This is a genomic window from Azospirillum sp. HJ39, from assembly GCF_041507355.1.
Classification (GTDB): Bacteria; Pseudomonadota; Alphaproteobacteria; order Azospirillales; family Azospirillaceae; genus Azospirillum; species Azospirillum thiophilum.
On the sequence record NZ_CP167905.1, the window covers coordinates 1226726 to 1245893 of the forward strand.

A 19168-nucleotide genomic window follows, 5' to 3' on the forward strand; every position below is an offset into this window, starting at 1 on the left:
CTCAGGCCGCCCCCACCAGGTCGCCGATGCCGTCGCCGTCGCGCCGGACCGTCAGCCGGCGGTCGTGGAACGCGGCGAGGCCGGGGCGGTGGCCGATGCTGACGATCGCGGTGCCGGGCAGGCGGTCGCGCAGCAGGCCGTAGAGCCGCTCCTCCGTCTCCGGGTCGCAGGCCGACGTCGCCTCGTCCAGATAGAGCCAGCCGGGCCTGTGCAGCAGGACGCGGGCGATGGCGATGCGCTGCTGCTCGCCGCCGGACAGGCGCTGCGTCCAATGATCCTCCTCTGCCAGCCGGTCGGACAGTCCCGCCATGCCGACGGCGTCGAGCACCTCGCGCACCGCCTCGTCGTCGAAGGCACCGGGGGCGGACGGATAGGTCACCGCGGCGCGCAGCGGGCCGATGGGGAGATAGGGCTTCTGCGGCAGGACCATGGTGCCGGCCGGGGCATCCGGTCCTGCATCCGGCCCGGCGGCTGGCAGGGCAGCCGGCAGGGCGATGCGGCCCCGGCCGAACGGCCAGATGCCGGCGATGGCGCGCAGGATGGTGCTCTTGCCCGATCCCGACGGGCCGGCGATCAGCAGCCGCTCGCCCGGCCGCACCGTCAGGTCGGCGCGGACCAGCGGGGCGCCGCCCGCCGGCAGGGTCAGGGCCAGCCCCTCCAGCCTCAGGACGCCGTCTGTCGCGGCCGTCCGCTCGATGCCGGCATTGTCGCGCCCGGCGGCCCGCACCGTCTCGACCGCATGGCGGAAGCCGGTCAGGCGGCTGGTGGTGGCGTGCCAGTCGGCCAGGCTGACATAGGCGTCGATGAACCAGGACAGCGAGCCCTGGACCTGCCCGAAGGCCTGGGAGGTCTGCATCAGCGACCCCAGCGGCAGGGCGCCGCTGAAATAGCGGGGGGCGGCGACCAGGAAGGGGAAGATGACGGCGATCTGGCCATAGGCGGAGGTGAACCAGACCAGCCGCTTCTGCGTGCGCATCAGATCCCACCAGTTGGCGACGACGCTGGCGAAGCGGCCGTCGAAGCCGCGCGCCTCCTGCGCCTCGCCCCGCTGAAGGGCGATGCTCTCGGCATTCTCGCGCAGGCGCACCAGGGCGAAGCGGAAGTCGGCCTCGTACCGCTCCTGGTCGAAGCTGAGCCGGGCCAGCGGCTTGCCGATGCGGTGGGTGATCCAGGTGCCGGCGACGGCATAGGCCAGCGCCACCCAAACCATGTAGCCGGGCAGCTCGATGCCGAGCCAGGGCAGGGCGACCGCGCCCGACAGGCTCCACAGGATGACCAGGAAGGAGACCAGCGAGACGAGGTTGGTCAGGAACCCCAGCGACAGGCTGAGCGTCATCTGCACGAAGCCGCGCAGATCCTCGGCGATGCGCTGGTCGGGGTTGTCGGTGCCCGTCCCGGCGAAGGCCAGCCGGTAATAGGTCTGGTCCTCCAGCCAGTCGCCCAGATAGCGCCCCGTCAGCCAGCGGCGCCAGCGGATCTGCAGCATCTGGTTCAGGTAGAGCCGGTAGACCGCAACCGCGATGAAGACCAGCGCCAGCCCGCCGAACATCAGCAGGGCGTGGACGAAGCCGTCCTGGTTCTTGTCCTGGAGCGCGTCGAACAGCTCGGCGTTGATCTGGGTGAACCAGACCTCCATGAACACCGCGGCCAGATTCAGCACGACGATCGCCGCCAGCAGGCCGCGCGCCGCCCATTTCTCTTCCGAGAACCAGTAGGGGCGGGTCAGGCGCCAGACATCGGCAAGGAATCGGCGGGTGGCGGACAGGTGTCCGGAAAGGGGCGCGGAAGAGGAGGGGGGGAAATCGGACGAACGCAAATCGGACGAACGCTCTGGCATTTGGCAGGCACTCGCAGGCCGTCGGGACGATCCTTGCCGATTACCACCATTCGCAGCGCCCGCGGCATGAAATCGCTGTCACCCTTTTTCCCGGCCAGCCTTTTCCCGTTCACCGGCCCCGGATCATGTCCCAGCTGGCCATCACGGCCCCGCCGGCGATCAGCGCGCAGGCCGCCCACACAGTCCAGCCGCCGCTGGCCTGTCCGGACAGGATCAACAGCAGGGTGGAGGCCGGCGGCACCGCGTAGGACAGCACGCCCAGCGCCCGGATGTCGCCGCGCTTCATCCCATGGTCCCAGACGAAGAAGGCCAGCCCATCCGGCCCGAGGCCGAGCGCCAGCAGCGCCAGCCAGCCCATCGGGTGTTGCGGCCACACCGTCGAATCCTCGAACAGCAAATGGCCGGCCAGTCCCAGCAGGGCGGTGACGAGGCAGAAGCCGCTCACCGCTTCGGTCGGGACACTGCCGAAGCGTCGCGACAGCACCGAATAGGCCCCCCAGATCAGGGCGGCGGCCAGCGCCGCGCCATAGGCGGGCAGGTTGGCGCCGTCCAGATGCAACCCCCCGCCGCGGCCCGACACGATCAGCGCGGTTCCGGCCAGCCCGCACAGCGCCCCGGCGACATGCGACGCCTTCAGCCGTTCGCCCGGCAGCAGGGCGGAGAACAGCACGATGCAGAGCGGCCAGAGATAGTTCAGCAGGTTGACCTCCACCGCGGCGGCCGGCGCCAGATGGAAGGCCAGGAACAGGCAGGCATGGTAGCCGAACAGCCCGCCGACCCCGACCAGCCACACCGGCAGGGGTTGCCGCAGCGCGCTCACCACGCCGCGCCCGCGCAGTGCGGCGACGGTGATGCCGGTCAGGAAGGCCAGCCCGAAGGTGACCGCGACCAGTTGCAGCGGCGGCATGGCGCTGGACAGCGAGGTCAGCAGCGCCGCCGTCGACCACAGCAGGATGGCGATGGAGCCGACCCCGGTCGCATGCCGGACCTCCGCCGCGGAAGGCGGGGCGGCGGCGGACGGGGCGGCGGGCGGACGGGGAAGGGCGGGATCGGGAAGGGCGGCGGCGCTCATGCGGGTTGCATAGCCCGACGGCGGGAGCGTCCGCAATGGGTGTCGCGCTGCGGACTGCCCTGCCGCCCGGCCCTGCCGGCGGTCCCGGTCGGAGGCCCCATCGGAGGCCCCGTCTGAGGCTTTGTGGGGGGCCTGCCCGGCGCTACCTACGGCACGGTCCGCTCCAGGAAATACTCCATCTCCTGGATGATGCCGCTCTGGGCGGCCCACAGGGCGGCCTGCGTGCGGTTGCGGACGTTGATGGTCTGCATGATGTGGCGGACATGCAGCTTGACCAGATCCTCGGTCATCAGCATCTCGCGCGCGATCTCCTTGTTGCTGCACCCGTCCATGATCAGCTTCAGGATGCGCGCGTGGCGCGGATAGAGGCCGGGATAGCCCAGCAGCTCGGTTTCGTGCTGGGGCAGGGAGCCATCCTCGCCGCCGCGGCGCATCGCGGTGGGAGAGAAATACTCGAAGCATTCCTCCGGCACCACCGGCTCGCCGGCATGGATCAGGCGCAGCGACAGCACGAAGGCGGACGGCGCCATGCGGTTCAGCAGATAGCCGCGCACGCCGAAGCGCAGGGCCATGCGCATGTGATGGGCGGAGAACTCGTCGGCGATCATCGCCAGCTTGGCCTGCTCGCCGTACCAGTTGCGGAAGTTCCAGGCGTCGGTCTTCAGGGAGGCGAGGTCGAACAGCACGATGTCCGCCGCCCGTCCGGCGCCGGAGTCCGGTTCCAGCGTGGCCACGCCGCCGCCGGTGCCGCCGACAGGAATGCCCGGTGAACGGCGCTCGCCCGCGCCGTTCACCCGCCCGTTCCACATCGGATGCGGTGCAAGCCCTGCCAGGCGGCTTTGCGGATCGATGACTTCGAAGCAATCGTCCAGAATGTTCAGGATGGATTCGCGCAGCAATCGGCTTTGATTGTGTACAATCACACGAATGCGATTGGGCATGTCCGTCTCCCCCAAGAATAGACGTTCGGCGGGCGACATCGCGTGGCCAGACCGCAAGGCCTCCTCCCCAGGACGCTGCGCCCGGCGTTGGCGGTAACGGTGCGTGACGATCAAGGCCTGCCGGATTCTGCCGTCCGGCGGACAACCTTCGGCTCCCCGTTCGAGCCGTCGTGACTGCACCTTTGCCTTGCCGCCGCGCTGAGCCGGCGCGATGAGCGAAATCGACGGACGATGCACGCCGTATCTGTCGGCCGATGACCGTCCAATCGAATTTAGATCAAACTATGATCCGGCACTCACGGCGTTGTCTGCTGCACTTTTGGAATGCTTCCAGGGTCAGAGGGAGGCAATTCCATGCCGCTCGGGCAGTGCCCTTCGTCAGAAGGACGACTGTAATAAGGCGTTCTTGCGGGAAGAAATTGGAAGAGATACCCCGAAGAAATGGGGTCTTCCCTGCTGGGCGAAGCCTTAAGGAGAGGGTTCGAGAAGAAATAAGCCAAAGGATATCGGAACATAAAGAAGAAAAAAATTCCTTACAAACAATTTATATTAGAAATATAGACTTGGATGCTGTCGGCTGCCTGCTCCAGCTTCAGTGATAATATAGACTCTTAAACAGAGAGCGCCAGCAGAATTTTCGTTGAACATGCAAACGAAAACGGAGCCCCGCCGAAGCGGGGCCCCATCCCGGATGCCGCCTTTGGAAGGCGCCGGCCTTCCGGAACCGGTGTTACGCCGCCATGTCGTGGGTGATGGCGTAGACGCCGGTGTCCCAGCGGGCGATGGAGGTGTCGAAGCCGCCGACGCCATCGACCACGTCGAAGCCCTGGGTGGTGTTGTGGATCAGGTCCTGGACCGTGTAGTGGCCGTTGGCGAGCTGGAGTTCCACATGGGTGGCGACGGCCTTGCGCGACGCGGTGTCGTTGAAGTCCACCCGGTCGGAGGCGACGACGATCAGCCGGTCCTTCTGGTCGTAGAAGCCGTAGCCGGTGATCTGGGCATCCGGATCCTTGTCGGTGAAGGTCAGCGGGTGATGGTAGTTCAGCGCCTCGTCGCCGATCAGCACCGGCGCCTTGGCCTTCAGCGCGGCGATCTCGGCGTCGCTGAACAGGTTGTGTCCCTCGTAGGTCGCCTGCGGGATGATCCAGGCGCTGGGCGCGCTGGCCTTGGTCATCGACGGCAGGGCGGCGTCGCTGACGTAATAGCCGAAGGTGACGCCGGCATCGTGCAGCTTGGTGATCGGCTCCAGCAGCTCGCCCAGATAGGCGTTGCCGATCGAGTTGCCGGCCGGCTCCAGCGCGTTCATCGCCTTCTCGGCATTGGCGCTGTAATAGAGCGCAGGGCCGAAGGGGCGGGTCGGCACGATGTCGCGCAGCATGTCGAGCCAGGGCTGCTTCACCTCGCCCCAGTCGTGATAGCTGCGCGACCACTGCTCGGCCGCGCGGCGCACGCCGCCCTGGTCGTCGGCGATCATGGTCCAGCCGCTCTGCATCCAGGTCTGTTCCAGCCGGCCCCAGCCCAGTTCCTCGCGCACCGTGCCGCTGACGCCGGTATAGAGGCTGTCGACCGCGCCCCAATAATCGTCCTCCGACGACGACATCATGTGGCCGAAATGGGCGTCGGGCGCGCGGGCGGCATGGATGCCCAGCATCGCCTGCTCGTAGGAGGCCGGCGCCTGCTTGTGCTGCATCTCGAAGCGCTCGAGGGTCTGCACATTGAACAGGATGTCATCCTCGTTCATCGTCTCGGCGATCACCCGGGCATCGACGCCGGCGAATTCCCGCATCGCCGCCGGGGTGAAGGAGACCTGGGTGGTCAGCCAGGCCGCCTTCCCGGTGTTCTTGACGATCGCCTCGTCCAGCGCCTTCCAGCTGTAGGCCCAGCCGTCGACGAAATAATCGAGCCATTCGGTCGGGTGGTTGTCGACGATGTCGGAGGCCTGCTGCGCCAGGGTGGTTCCTGCGACCTTGATGCCGGTCTTGCTGCTGAACTCGGCGATCATGCGCGAATTGAAGAAGTCCATCACGCCGGAATGCGGGCTGCCGTCGAAGAAGTCCGCCAGTTCGTAGCCGCGGGTGCCGGTCAGGGCGGACAGCCGGCCCAGCTTGTCGGCCATCCAGTCGGCGTAATGGGCGGTGCCGCCGGTCCAGCCGGCCGGCGCGTCCTTGGCGTCCAGCGGCATCAGCGGGCTGACATAGCCCCAGCCGGAGGGGTTGCCGCTGTCGGCATTGAGGATGTTGCCGTCGGCGTCGCGCCCCAGATACTGCTGATGCGCCTTCACCCAGGCGACCCAGGCCTTGTGCCCGCCGAGATTGGCGAACTCGCCGCCGGTCTGCGAATATTCGAAGGTGTCCTCCCACAGCTGCAGGCCGATCAGCGGCATCACCCCGTCGGCCAGATGGTCGGCGGCGACGTCGCGCGTCTCCTTCAGGTGGGAGGCGCTGGCATAGTCGGGCACCGAGTCCCAGAACAGATGCTGCGGCGCCAGCCCGCGGTCGGCCCCCCAGGAGATGGTCGACACGTCCGACTTCAGCGGCGGCCGGTCGCTGCTGACGCCGGCGCTGGCGTTGTGGTCGTTCTTCGGCAGGGTGGTGGCGGGAGGCGTCGGGGTTGTGGGCGTGGTCGGCGTCGTCGGGGTGGTGGTCGTGCCGCCGGCGAGCATGTCCTTGGTGACCGGGACGCTCAGCGTGCCGTTCCACCACATCCCCTGCTGGCCGGCGATCACGTCCTTGCCGTCCAGCGCGCCGCGGTCATAGCTGACCCCGGCCGCGGTCGAGGCGATGCTGTGCCCGTTGACGACGACCGAGCCGACGTAAAGGCTGCGGTCCTGGCCGTTGACGACGGCATCGTTGTCGTACTGGACCTGGATCTTGTGCGCCACGCTCGGGTCGAGGTCGACCGTGAACTTGTAGGCGGTCTGGGAGGAGGCGGCCACCTTGGCGTCGCCGACCGCCTTGCCGTCGACCAGCAGCTTGAAATGCGGCGGCACGCCGCCTGCGCTCTTGCCCCAGGCGTTGACCACGACGCTGTAGGCCTTGGTCGCGGCCGGGGTGCCGGCGACGGCATCGGCGGCCGGGAACAGCGAGGCCGGCAGGGCAACGTTCAGCGCGCCGCCCCAGTACATTGCCTCCTGGCCCTTCACCACGTCCTTTCCGTCGACGGCGCCCTTGTCGTAGGTCACCGACGGATCGGTCGCGGCAATCGGCGTGCCGTTCACCGACACGGCGCGGACGAACAGGTTGCGGTCGGCCCCGCTCGCGGTGCCGTCGTTGTCGTAGACGATCTGGAGCTTGTGCGCGCTGCCGGCGGCGACCTTGGCGCTGATGGTGTAGCGCCCGACGCTGCCGCTGCTCACCGTCGCCTGCCCGATGGTCGTGCCGTCCAGCTTCAGCGCCAGATGCGGCCAGATGCCGCCCGCAGCCTGTCCCCAGGCGTCGATCGCAAAGGTGACATCGATGAGATTGGACTCGGTGCTCGCCATCGGTGCGACTCCTATTAACCAAAGATTAATCAAGGACTATGACGGGTTAACCGTATCGATCGGATTACCCTGTTCGTTCGGGAGTCTTGACATGTTGTCGCCGATATTGAGAGGGATAATGATGAGACATCACTTTGACTCATCTTTGACTCTTCCGTAAAAATCGATCTTGATTCTGCGAATGCTTTAGTCACTGAAAGACTTGGATCGACAGCGGCAGTCTTAATCCTGTTGAGCGGCTTCGGTGTCTTTCGTTTGTTTGGTGTGCGGCGCGGCTTTGTGGTCGACTTCGGCGTGAACCGCCGCCGATACCGCCGATACTGCCGAGCAGGAGCTACTCCGATGCGGATCGCCCCCATGCGCATTGCCGTGGTGACGCAGAAGATCGTCCGCCATGACGGGCAGGGCCGCGTGAACGCCGTCGTCGTGGAGGAACTGCTGCGCCGCGGCCATGAGGTCGTCGCCATCGCCGGCGAGGTGGCGGAGGAGCTGGCGGGTCATCCCCGCCTGCGCTGGGTGCCGGTCGACGGCGGAGGGGTGCCGACGCAACTGGCCAAGGACCAGCTGTTCGCCTGGCGGGCCGGGCGGGCGCTGGCGCGCGAAAGGCGGCGGGGCCTCGACCGGGTGCTGGTCAACGGCTTCGTCAGCTGGGCGCGCTCGGACGTGAACGCGGTGCATTTCGTCCATTCCGCCTGGCTGCGCTCGCCCGCCCATCCGATCCGCAAGGCGGTCTCGCCGCTGTCGCTCTACCGGGCGCTCTACACCCTGCTGAACACCGGCTTCGAGCGCTGGAGCTTCCGCCGCAGCGGCCGGCTGGTGGCGGTGTCGCGCACGGTGGCTGACGAGCTGCGCCGGGACGGCGTCGACCCGGCCCGGCTGCGGGTGATCGACAATGGCGTCGATGTGGCGGAGTTCCGGCCCGGATCCCCGGATCCGTCGCTGTTCGGCCTGCCCGACGGGCGACCGGTGGCGCTGTTCGTCGGCGACGCCCGCAGCGACCGCAAGAACCTGGACGGCGTCCTGCGCGCCCTGGCCGAGGTGCCCGGCCTGGCGCTGGCGGTGGTGGGGGACGAGCGCGGCGGCCCCTTCCCGGCGCTGGCGCGGTCGCTCGGGGTGGAGGGGCGGGTGCGCTTCCTCGGCCACCGGCGCGACGTGGCGGCATTGATGCGGGCGGCCGACCTGTTCGTCTTCCCGACCCGCTACGAGCCCTTCGGCCTCGTCCTGCTGGAAGCGGCGGCGAGCGGCCTGCCAGTGGTCACCACGCGGCTCGCCGGCGCCGGCTGGCTGCTGGAGGACGGGGCGGCGGTGATCCTGGACGAGCCGGACGCGCATGCGGCGCTGGTGCAGGCGCTGGACCGGCTGGCCTCGGATCCGTCGCTCCGTCGCCGGATGGGGGAGGCCGGCCGCCGCGTCGCCGAACGCCACGACTGGTCGGTGACGGCGGGGCTGTATGCCGATCTGGTGGAGGAGGCGGGGGCAGCAGTGGGGGCGCTTGGCGCATCTGCGGGAGGCGCCGGCAGTCCCCTTCCCCGCCCAGCGGAGGAGGGTTAGGGTGGGGGCAACTCCGGCTCTACCCCTGGCCCCGTCCTCACCGCAATTCCAGCCGCAACTCCACCGTCACGCTGTCGCTGCCGGCGGGTGCGTCGACGGTGGCGATCCCGACCGGGGGCCCCGATCCGGGGGCGGGGTCGACCCGCATCGACGCGGCCCCGCCGGGACGCAGCACCGCGCCCATGCGGATGGCGCCGCGGGTCTTGCCGACCGGGGCGATGCCGGCGGTGGCGACCGGGACGATGCCGCCGGCCGGGGCTGAGGTCAGGGCGACGCCGTCGGCCGGGCGCTCGGGCTCCAGCCGGCGGACCCGGTCGTAGTCGCGCTGCACCAGATTGCCGGCATCGACGCCGCCGGTGCCGACCTTGCGGAATTCCCCCGAACAGTCCACCGCCTCGAAGCGGTTGGCGCGGCAGGTGCCGGCGACCGCCAGGGCGGGAGCCAGGCCGTCGCGGCCGAGGCGGATCAGCCGCTCGGCATCCTCGAACCGGTTGCCGACGGCGTTGCCGGCGACGATGGCCGCGGTTTCGATGTCGGCGGCGCGGTCGTTGGTGCCGTCGCCGAAGCTGGCGGTGCCGCCGGTGAATTGGTTGCGCTCCAGCGTCCGCACCACGATCAGCCCGGCGGCCGGCCGTTTCGCCAGCCGGTAGTCCGGCAGCAGCGAGCCGCTGCAGCCGATCAGGCTGTTGCCGAACATCTCCGCCATCGGCCCCTGGATCCAGCCGTTGCCGCAGGCCTCGAAGGCGCAGTCGAGGAACTTGTTGTTGGATAGGAAGGTGCGCTGCGCCGGCCCGTCTTCCGCCCCGTGCTCGGCCCCGTACTCGGCCCCGTACTCGGCCAGGATCCCGTAGGGGGAGAAGCCGAAATGGCAGGAGATGAAGCTGGAATGGTCGATGCCGTTCCCCGGCGCCACCGCGATGGAGGCCAGCGTGTTGCCGGCAAGGTCGGTGTCGAGGAACAGATGGTCGCCGAAGCTCTCGGTTCCCGCCGACCAGTAGGCGCCGATGTGGTTCTTGGTGAGCTGGCAGGAGATCAGCGAGGAATGGTCGCGCCAGACGTCGACCCCGGCGCGGAAGCCGAACACCCCGACCCGCTCCAGCAGGACGCGCGAGGTCAGCGCCACCCCGCCGATGCCCGGCGGCGCATCGCCCGGCCGGTTGCCGGGCTTCGGGCCGCGCAGGGCGAGATGGGCGATGCGGCTGCGCTGGTAGCCGTCGCGGTCGCCCGTACCCTTCCCCTGCCGGCTGCCGGCCCGGATGGCGAAACGGCCCGGCCCGAGATCGTCCGGCCAGGACAGCAGCGAGGCGCGCATGCCGGCGCCGACGATCTCCACCTCGTTGAAGGCGTCGTCGTAGCGGTCGAGGTTGGGCAGGACGATCTCGCTGTCCAGCCGGTAATGGCCCGGCGGCACCAGCACCGTGCCGCCTTGGCCGGAGCGCGACAGTTCCAGGATCGCGCCCTGCAGGGCTGCCCAGTCGCATTCCTGGTCCAGCGAGCGGACGTGCGGATGGACGCGGCGTGCCGCCTCCAGGCTCTTGTAGCGTTCCGACAGCGGATGGCTGCGCCCGTCGCCGATGGCGCCGCGGTCGCGGATCGACAGGGCGGGGCCGGTTCTGGGCGGCGGTGCGGGGATGGGAGTGTCCGGCGGGCCGCGGCGCGGCGTGGCGCCGGTCGCCGCCGGCAGCGCCAGCGCGGCGGCCAGGAGAAGAAGCCGGCGGCTGAGGGGGCGGCCGATGGGGACGCTCATGGAACGCAGGCCCGCGCCGGGCCGTCGAGATGGGCGAGCGCGCGCAGGCCGCCGCAGAGCGCCGCGCGGTAGATCTCCTCCAGCCGGTCGAGATGGCGGTCCAGCGTGAAGGGGTGGCGCCAATAGCCGTCATGGGCCTGGCGGCCGATCCGCGCCGCCTCCCTGCCATGGGCCAGCAGGCGCAGGCAGCGCGCGAGGTCGGCGGCGTCGCCGCTGCGGAACAGGAAGCCGTTCCCGCCCGGCCGCACGGCTTCGGCCGCCGCGCAATTGTCGCTGACGACCACGGGGACGCCGTTGGCCAGCGCCTCGTAGGCGGCGAGGCCGAAGGTCTCGTACCACAGCGACGGCACCGCCAGCGCCCGCGCCCGCCGGATTTCCTCCTGCACCGCGTCGGGCGGCAGCCAGCCGGCCAGCTCGGCGTCCGGGTTGAGGCGGCGGACCGTCTCGGCCTCCTCGCCGTCGCCGACGAAGCGGACCGGGCAGCCGGCCAGCGCCGCCGCCTCCGCCAGCAGGGCGGCTCCCTTCTCGCGCGACAGCCGGCCGACGAACAGGATGCGGCTGTTGGCGGCGACCGGGGCGGGGCCGCGATCCTCCACCTCCACCGGGTTGGGAACCGGCAGGGTGACGGTGCCGGGCGCCAGATGGGGGGCGATGACCGCGCGCTGGCGGCCGCTGAGCGTCAGCAGCGCCATGCCGCCGGTGAAGCCGCCCGACAGCGCGCCCGCGGCATGGCGGGCCGCCCGCCACCATTTGTGATGCTGGGCGCGGGCGTCGCAGTCGGTGGCGAGGCAGCCGGCCGACAGCGCCCGGTGCGGGCAGTTGGTGCCTTCGGGAAAGACGAAGAAGGCGCCGTTCGGGCAGAGCGGGAAATAGTCGTGCAGGGTCAGCAGCACCGGCAGGCCGGACCGCCGGCATACCGGGAAGACGCTGGGCGACAGCGCCTTGGCCCAGCCATGGATGTGGATCGCCGTGTCGTTGGCCGGGCAGGACGCCAGCAGCGTTTCCAGCGCGCGGGCCGCCTCGCGGTTCCACAGGCCGCGCAATGCCGCCTGGACGCGGTCGGCGTTGCCCTTCAGGTCGGGCTGCCCCAGGCAATGGACGGCGATGCCAGCGGCCGGCAGGGCCGGATCGATGGGCGGCACCGCGGTGAAGAACTGCACCCGGTGGCCGCGCCGCGCCAGCCCGACCGCCCCGGCGATGGCGACCTTGGCCAGTCCGCCGCCGGGATGGGCGTGGTCGCAGAGGATGACGATGGTGCTCATGAAAGCGCGCCGCGATAGACGGCGGCGGTGCGGGCGGCGATGACCGGCCAGTCGAAGCGGGTCCGCACCAGCGACCGGCAGGCGTCGGCGGAGGGCAGGCGGCGGATACCGGTCAGCGCCTCCGCCACGCCGATGCCGATGGCGCGGGCGTCGGTCCCGGCAAGCACGAGGTCGCCGTCCAGCCCCTCCACCACCTCGGGCAGGCCGCCGATGGGCGTGACGAGGACCGGCGTGCCGGCCGCCAGCGATTCCAGCGCGGTCAGGCCGAAGCCTTCCAGCGCCTGCGACGGCATCACGCACAGGTCGGCGGCGCGGTAGGCCAGCGGCAGGTTGGCGTCGGGCACGAATCCCAGCAGCCGCACATGGTCCTCCAACCCCAGCGCGCCGATGCGGTCCTGGAGCGCCGCGGCCTCCGGCCCGCGGCCGGCGACCACCAGCAGCGCGTCGGGCACCCGGCGGCGCAGCTCCGCCATGGAGTCCACCAGCGCGGCCAGCCCCATCCGCTTCACCAGCCGGCGCACGGTCAGGACGACGGGCCGTCCCTGCGGCCAGCCCAGCCGGGCGCGGGCGTCGCGCCGGCTGTCGGGCAGGTCGTAGCGGTCGGCCTCGACCCCGCCGGGCACCCGGTCGATGCGCTCCGGCGGCACGCCGTAGCGGTCGGCCAGCAGGGTGGCGAAGGAGCGTGAGAGCACGATGAAACGGGATCCCCGGTCGTAGACCAGCCGCTCGATCAGGAATTTCAGCCTGACCGACAGGGCGCCGGCCCCTTCCGCCGCGCTTTCCAGCGCCCAGGGCCCGTGGAAATGGACGACCAGCGGCCGGTTGCGCAGGGCGGGCAGCGCGGCCACCGCGGTCAGCGCGAAATGCGAGGCGACGAGGTCGGGCGCCTGACGGCGCAGCGCCCCGGCGACGGCCGTCCGCGCCGCCGCCAGCCGCCGCGGCAGCGAGGCGGTCGGCGGGGCGAAGCTGTCGATGCGCGCGCCTCCGTCCAGCGTCGCCCGGATGCTGCCCAGCACCAGCCCGTCGACCGCGATTCCCTGCCGCGGCAGATGGCGGGCGAGGTGGTAGAAGACGTTCTCGGCCCCGCCATGGGTTTCGGGAAACCAGCCCAGCCCGAGCTGGAGCACGCTGGCCTCCCGCATCTCTTCCGGCAGGAATCCGGGGAAAATCAGGCTTCCGTCCATTGCTCGTCCTTCCGGCGCGGATCGTTGGGGCCCAGATCGTTGGCGAGCAGGGCCGGCGCCTGCGCCGCCAGCCGGCTGGCGAGGCCGTGGTTCTTCGCCGCCATGCCCATGCCCAGGAAGAACCAGAAGCCGACGCCCGTGACCTTGACCAGCGTGTGCTCGAACACCATGCAGGCGAGGATCGTCAGCGCCGCCGCCTCGGCACAGCGGGCGAAGGGGTCGGGCGGGGCGCCGCCGCGGCGCAGCAGCCCGACCATCAGCGCGACGATCCCGACGACGTAGCCCAGCGTGCCGGGCCAGCCCAGCTCGTAGGGCACGCGCAGGATGCCGCTGTCGAAATAGGCCATGACGCCCAGCTGGCCGTCCTCGTTGGTCAGCTTGGTCGCGGTGTCGACGGTGCCGAGCCCGGCGCCGCGCACCTCGGTCAGCGCCTGGATCAGGAAACGGCCGTAGAACTCCTGCCGCTCCTGGTAGCTGCGGTCGTTCTCCATCGAGTTCAGCGTGTCGAAGCGCGAGACGATGGCCTGGTTGACCAGCGGCACGCTGAGCAGCGGCAGGGAGCACAGCACCAGACCGATGCCCACCGCGACCAGCCGGACCCGGTGGCGTCCCGGCATGGTCAGCAGCAGCCAGACGAAGACGAACAGCCCGGCGAGCCAGGCCGCGCGCACCAGGCTGAGCATCAGCGAGCCGAGCGCCAGCGCCCCGGCGACCGGCACCAGGATGCCACGCGCGGCCGGCAGCACCGCCAGCCCGGTCACCAGCAGGAAGGCCAGCGGGCCGGACGAGTTCAGGGTGCTGAACACGCGGACCTGCATCGGCAGCGGCATGCCCTGGTTGGTCATGCCGACATTGATCAGCCAGCGTGCGTCCCACGGCGGCATGACGAAATACTGGATCAGCCCATAGCCGCCGACCAGCGTCAGCCCCAGCACGAAGGCGCGCAGCACGGCGTCGCGGATCTGCGGGTAGATCGGCCAGTGCAGGGCGACATAGAGGCCGAGCGTGACGGGGACCAGCCAGTTCAGCAGCGCGAAGGTCGCCGCCGCCATGCCGGCCTGGGAGATGCCGTTGACATAGGCGTAGAACAGCCCGGCCATCACCGGGACGAAGCCGAAATAGGCGCGGTAACGCAGCATCGGCAGGTACTGGGCAACCACGAGCCACGTCATGGCGCCGACGGCGAAGGGCGTCACCATGACCGGGCTGATGACGCTCCAACCGGCCTGGTAATCGACCAGCCGCCGCACCTCCGGCGTCAGGAACCACAGCCACCAGGTGAAGGCGGCGAAGCGGGCGGGATCGCGCGTCACCAGCAGCGCGCCGGTGGCGAGCGCGCCGACCGGGAAGACGATCTCCAGCAGCCCCGCCTTGCCCATCAGCACCGGCAGCGCCACCAGGACCCAGAACAGCGTCGGCGCCAGCCTGGCGATGGACGGCAGCCCGGAAGTGGCATGGCCGGCTGCTCCATACCCGGCGCCGCCGAGCTCGGGTGTCGCGGTGGCGAGGCTCATGCCGGCGCCCCCCGCCAGTCGCGCATCCCGGCCAGCCGGCCGCGCAGGGTGGCGCGCAGCTTCGCCCCGGCATGGCGGTCGCCGCGCAGGGCCAGCCGCGCCCATTGTGCCGCGCCCGGGAACTCGCAGGTGCCGACCGACAGCGCCCAGGCAGCGAAGACCACGCGGTTGGCCGGGCCGAAATGGGCCATCAGCGCCAGCGTGTCGTTGAAGGTGGCGTTCTCCTGGGCGAGCGGGTGGAAATGGCCGGCGCCGCGCTGGTCGATGTCGAAGCGGACCGCCGGGAAATGGTCGACCGCGACCAGCGGGTCGTAGACCAGCCGCCAGCCCCGGCGCGACAGCCGCAGGCAGAAATCCACCTCGTTGCGGACCTGGGCGCCACTGCCGCGCAGCCGCGTGTTCAGCCGCTGGCCGTCGATGGCGGTCCGGCGGAAGCTCCAGTTGGCGCCCTTCAGAACGTCGACGTCCTGTGCGGCGCCGATGTCCAGATGGTGGTTGCCGACGACCCGGCCGAACCATTGCAGCCGGCCGACCACCGTCGCGGTCCCCGTCTCGGGCACGCCGTCGTGGTAGACATGGTCGCGGCCGCCGACGCCGCCGATCCGCGGGTCGCTGCGATACCACGCCTCGATCCGCTCCACCCAGTCGGGATGGGGTACGGCGTCGTCGTCGGTGATGGCGACGATGTCGCCGCGGGCATGGTCCATGCCGCGGTTGATGGCGGCGACCTGTCCGGGCACCGCGATGCCGACGACCTGCATCGGCAGTGCCCCGGCATAGCGCCGGGCCACATCCGCCGAGGCCGGGTCGCTGTCGCGCACCGTGACGATCACCTGGACCGGCGCCAGCGTCTGCCGGACCAGGCCGTCGAGGCAGCCGGCCAGCCGGTCCGGCCGGCGGTAGGTCGGCACGATCACGGTGACGCTCAGGAGCGGGGAGTTGGCGGGCTGTGCCATGGCCGTGCGCTCGCTCATGCCGGGGCCAGCTCCCGCCCGCGGGCGTCGGTGACGGTGGCCCTGGCCGGCGCCAGCGACGGCTCCTCGCCATGCATCCAGCTGTCGATGGTTTCGCGCAGCCGTGTCTTGAACACCGTCCGGTCGAAGCGGGCGGCGTGGGCCTGGATCGCCGCGGGATCGAAGCGGTGTTCCTGCGCCTCGAAGCGTTCGACCGCCCCGATCAGCGCCTCGGGTGTCTGCTGGTCGAAGAACAGGCCGGAAAGCCCGTCCTTCACCGTCTCGGTGGCGCCGCCGCGGTTCAGCGCCAGCACCGGCCGGCCGGCGGCCATCGCCTCGACCGGCACGATGCCGAAATCCTCGTTGGCGGTGAAGACCAGGGCGCGGCAGGCGGCATACTGCCGGTCCAGCTCGTCGGCGGAGCAATGGCCGAGCAGCTCGACCGTCGGGCCGGCCATCTGCTTCAGCCGGCGGTACTCCTCGCCTTCGCCGACCACCACCAGCCTGCGGCCCATGCGGTTGAAGGCCTCGATCGCCACGTCGGCGCGCTTGTAGGCGACCAGCTGGCTGACGAACAGGTAATGGCCGTCCCCGTCCGCCGTCGGCGGCGGCTCGGCGGCGGCGAAGCGCAGCGTCTCCACCGGCGGGTGGATGACGGTGGCGTCGCGGCGGTAGACCCGCCAGATGCGTTGCGCCACCGTCGCCGAATTGGCGATGAAGCGGTCGACCCGCGCCGCCGTCGCCAGATCCCATTGCCGCAGCCGGTGGATGGCGTAGGGCATCAGCGGGCGCACCAGCGGCCCGGCCGAGGACAGGTAGTCGTGATAGCCGCTCCACACATAGCGCATCGGCGTGTGGCAGTAGCAGACATGCAGCGCGTCGGGCCGGGTCAGCACGCCCTTGGCCGGGCCGGATTCGCTGCTGATCACGAGGTCGTAGGCGCTGAGGTCGAGCTGCTCCAGCGCCAGCGGCATCAGCGGCAGGTATTTCTGGTACATGCGGTGCGCCATCGGCAGCCGGTCGATGAAGGTCGTGGTGACCCGGTGGCGGCGGATGACCGGGGAGATGCGCTCCGGCCGGTAGACATGGGTGAAGACGTCGGCCTCCGGATACAGCTCGCACAGGGCTTCCAGAACCTTTTCTCCCCCGCGCATCCCGACGAGCCAGTAATGGACGATCGCGACTTTCATGGTGGGTCCTCCGGGAAGGGACAGCCTTCGCATGGTTCAGGGGGCCGCTCAGGCGATGCGGCGCAGGCGGTAGGAGCGGCCGCCCGGCGGGCGGGCGCCATATTCCAGGCTGGCATGCTCGCGGGCGCTGACCATCGACAGGATCGCCCCGCCGATCCGGCCGCCGACCTGCCGCACCTGCTTGATGCCGGCGGTGGCGAGGCTGGAGGCGGTGCGCGCCCAGCGCACGACATAGAGGACGCGGTCGGCCAGCGGCGCCAGGATCAGTGCGTCCGACACCGACAGCACCGGCGGGGTGTCGAGGATCACCACGTCGTAGCGTTCCGACAGCTCGACCAGCAGCGATAGCATCGCCTTGGAGCCGAGCAGGGTCTGCGGCCGGTCGACCGGGCTGCCGGCGGCGATCACCGCCACCCGCCGCCGGTCGTCGAGATGCAGCACCTGATCCAGCGTGGCGTCGCCGGCCAGCAGTTCGGTCAGCCCCTTTGGCGGGCGGCCGTCGCCCAGCAGGCGGTGGACGGTGGGGCGGCGGGTGTCGCAGTCGATCACCACCACCCGCCGGCCGGCATCGGCCAGGAAGGCGGCCAGCGCCACCACCAGCGTCGTCTTGCCCTCGCCGGCGACGGAGGAGGTCAGCATGATCACCTCGCCGCCCTTGCCGGCCGTCGGCTCGGCGCCGGTGCGGACCAGATGCAGCCGGGCGCAGAGCCGCCAGACCGCCTCGGCGAAGTCGCTGCCGGTGCCGGCATAGGGGTCGCGGGCGGGATTGCGGCTCTTGTCCGGGCCGCCCGCTCCCCCTCCCGAGCGGCGGGCGCGGCCCAGCAGCGGAACGATGCCGACCGCCGGCAGTCCCAGCAGCGCCTCCACCTGGTGGGAGCTGTAGACGCCGCGCTGGCTCATCGTCCGCACCAGGGCGATGCCGGTGGCGATGGCGCCGCAGACGATTGCGGCCAGCCCCGCCATCACCGTCTTGCCCGGCCCGACCGGGCCGGCCGACACCGCGGCGGCCGAGACGATGCGCACGTCCGGCGTCATCTCCAGCGCCTGGAGCACCTGGGTCTCCTTCAGGCGGGTGACGGCGCGGCGGTAGTTGTCGTCCGACGCGTCGGCCTGCCGCTGCAGCTCGCGCAGCCGGACCTCGCCCTGGAGCGTGTCGAAGGAGTCGGTGCGCAGCCCCTCCAGCCGCCGGGTCAGGTCCTGGATCCGGGCGACCTGCTGTTCCACCTCGCCGCGCAGGCCGCGGACCACGCGGTCGATCTCGGTGGACAGCGTGGCGTTCAGCTCGCGCAGCTCCGCCGACGGGCGGGTCAGCGCCGGGTGGCGGTCGCCGTACTGGGCGTTCAGCTCGGCCAGCAGGGCGCTCAGCGCCGCCTGGCGCTGGCGCAGCCCGGTGATGATCGGGTCGCCGCCGATGTCGGCGCCGGACAGCGATTCCGGGTTGCCGGGCCTCACCGTCTGCAATTGCCGCAGCCGGGCCTGGGCGTTGGCGTGGGCGGAGCGCGCCTCGGCCAGCTGGGCGTTGAGCGCCGACATCTCCTCGTTCACCAGGGGGGCGTCGCGGCCCTTGACCATGCCGGTTTCCGAACGCATCGCCTCGACCGCGGCGCGGCCGGTGGCGGTCATGTCCTGGCGCAGCTCGTCCAGCCGGCTCTGCAGCCAGTCGCTGGCCTGCAGGGTGGCGTTGCGCTTGGCCTCCACCTGCATGGCGATGTAGGTCTGGGCGACCGTGTTGGCGGCGCGGGCGGCCAGCTGCGGATCCCTGGCCTCGACCGAGATGCGGATCGCCCGCGACTGCACGCCGGGGCTGATGCGCAGGTTTTTCTGGAAGGCGTCGACCAGCCGGGCGCTCTCGACCTCCCCGGCGCTGCCGCCGGGCGGGGCCAGGGTCGAAGCCGGGCGGGGCGGCGGCGTCAGCAGGCCGGCCAGCGGTTCGGGCAACGCGGATCCCAGCCCGGCCAGCAGGGCGCGGCCCTCCTCCATCAGCGGGGCCAGCAGGCCGGGCTTGGCGTCGGTCGCCATGTATTCCGGTTCCTGTCCCAGGTTCAGCGTCTCCACCACACGGCGGGCGAGATCGCGGGAGCGCAGGATCTCGACCTCGGTGTTGACGGTGTCGAGATAGATGCCCATCGGCTCGGACACCGAGGGGATGTTGATGACGCGGTTTGGGTGCGGGTCGATCACCACGACCGACGAGGAGCTGTAGAGCGGCGTCATGGCGTTGATCAGCAGCACCGCCGGCAGCCACAACAGCGCGGTGATGCCGAGGATCGGCCATTTCTGCCGCCACAGCGTCTGCGCCAGCCGCTTCACGTCGACCTTGTCGGCGCCCGATCCGACCGGCGGTGCCACCGAACCGGAGGCGAAGCCGGCCGCGCCGGGGGGCAGGCGGTGTTCCGGTGCTTCCATGGGCTGAACTCCTTCATCTCGACAGGCGGT

Annotated in this window: 12 protein-coding genes; 1 reads left to right on the forward strand and 11 read right to left on the reverse strand. The window is 70.7% G+C overall.

Annotation, left to right across the window (positions count from 1 at the left end):
• Window position 1: 1 nt before the first annotated feature.
• The 4 genes from ABMY26_RS05850 to ABMY26_RS05865 all read right to left on the reverse strand — a co-directional run bounded on the left by ABMY26_RS05850 (window position 2) and on the right by ABMY26_RS05865 (window position 7331).
• Complete coding sequence (locus ABMY26_RS05850; RefSeq protein ID WP_372394545.1) at window positions 2-1837, reverse strand: ABC transporter ATP-binding protein/permease; 1836 nt, start codon at window positions 1835-1837, stop codon at window positions 2-4.
• A gap of 109 nt (window positions 1838-1946) precedes the next feature.
• Window positions 1947-2909, reverse strand: a complete 963-nt coding sequence (locus ABMY26_RS05855) for a DMT family transporter (protein WP_372394546.1) — start codon at window positions 2907-2909, stop codon at window positions 1947-1949.
• Window positions 2910-3055: 146 nt separating this feature from the next.
• Window positions 3056-3850 carry a LuxR C-terminal-related transcriptional regulator gene (locus tag ABMY26_RS05860; protein WP_372394547.1) on the reverse strand — a complete coding sequence of 265 codons (795 nt, stop codon included), beginning with the start codon at window positions 3848-3850 and terminating at the stop codon, window positions 3056-3058.
• 730 nt (window positions 3851-4580) lie between these two features.
• Window positions 4581-7331 (reverse strand): carbohydrate-binding domain-containing protein, encoded by a 2751-nt coding sequence (locus ABMY26_RS05865; protein ID WP_372394548.1) that lies wholly within the window; start codon window positions 7329-7331, stop codon window positions 4581-4583.
• Window positions 7332-7673: 342 nt separating this feature from the next.
• On the opposite strand from ABMY26_RS05865, the gene ABMY26_RS05870 reads away from it, so the two are divergent.
• Entirely contained in the window at window positions 7674-8882 is a 1209-nt protein-coding gene (locus ABMY26_RS05870) for a glycosyltransferase family 4 protein (protein WP_372394549.1), read from the forward strand.
• 37 nt (window positions 8883-8919) lie between these two features.
• On the opposite strand, the gene ABMY26_RS05875 is transcribed toward ABMY26_RS05870, so the two are convergent.
• From ABMY26_RS05875 to ABMY26_RS05905, 7 genes are read right to left on the reverse strand one after another with little or no spacing between them, the layout of a single operon-like run.
• The gene (locus tag ABMY26_RS05875; RefSeq protein ID WP_372394550.1) at window positions 8920-10629 is read right to left on the reverse strand and encodes a hypothetical protein; all 1710 of its coding nucleotides are present in this window, start codon (window positions 10627-10629) and stop codon (window positions 8920-8922) included.
• Window positions 10626-11891 carry a glycosyltransferase family 4 protein gene (locus ABMY26_RS05880; RefSeq protein WP_372394551.1) on the reverse strand — a complete coding sequence of 422 codons (1266 nt, stop codon included), beginning with the start codon at window positions 11889-11891 and terminating at the stop codon, window positions 10626-10628. The genes ABMY26_RS05875 and ABMY26_RS05880 overlap by 4 nt, the downstream gene beginning before the upstream one ends.
• Entirely contained in the window at window positions 11888-13075 is a 1188-nt protein-coding gene (locus ABMY26_RS05885; protein ID WP_372394552.1) for a glycosyltransferase family 4 protein, read from the reverse strand. Before ABMY26_RS05885 ends, ABMY26_RS05880 begins: the two co-directional genes overlap by 4 nt.
• A complete protein-coding gene (locus ABMY26_RS05890) occupies window positions 13060-14589 on the reverse strand; it encodes an O-antigen ligase family protein (protein ID WP_372394553.1) in 1530 nt (509 codons plus the stop codon). The genes ABMY26_RS05885 and ABMY26_RS05890 overlap by 16 nt, the downstream gene beginning before the upstream one ends.
• Entirely contained in the window at window positions 14586-15563 is a 978-nt protein-coding gene (locus ABMY26_RS05895; RefSeq protein WP_372394554.1) for a glycosyltransferase family 2 protein, read from the reverse strand. Before ABMY26_RS05895 ends, ABMY26_RS05890 begins: the two co-directional genes overlap by 4 nt.
• On the reverse strand, window positions 15560-16732 hold the full coding sequence (locus tag ABMY26_RS05900; protein WP_372394555.1) for a glycosyltransferase: 1173 nt from the start codon (window positions 16730-16732) through the stop codon (window positions 15560-15562). Before ABMY26_RS05900 ends, ABMY26_RS05895 begins: the two co-directional genes overlap by 4 nt.
• 48 nt (window positions 16733-16780) lie before the next feature.
• On the reverse strand, window positions 16781-19138 hold the full coding sequence (locus tag ABMY26_RS05905; RefSeq protein WP_372394556.1) for a GumC family protein: 2358 nt from the start codon (window positions 19136-19138) through the stop codon (window positions 16781-16783).
• Window positions 19139-19168: the final 30 nt, after the last annotated feature.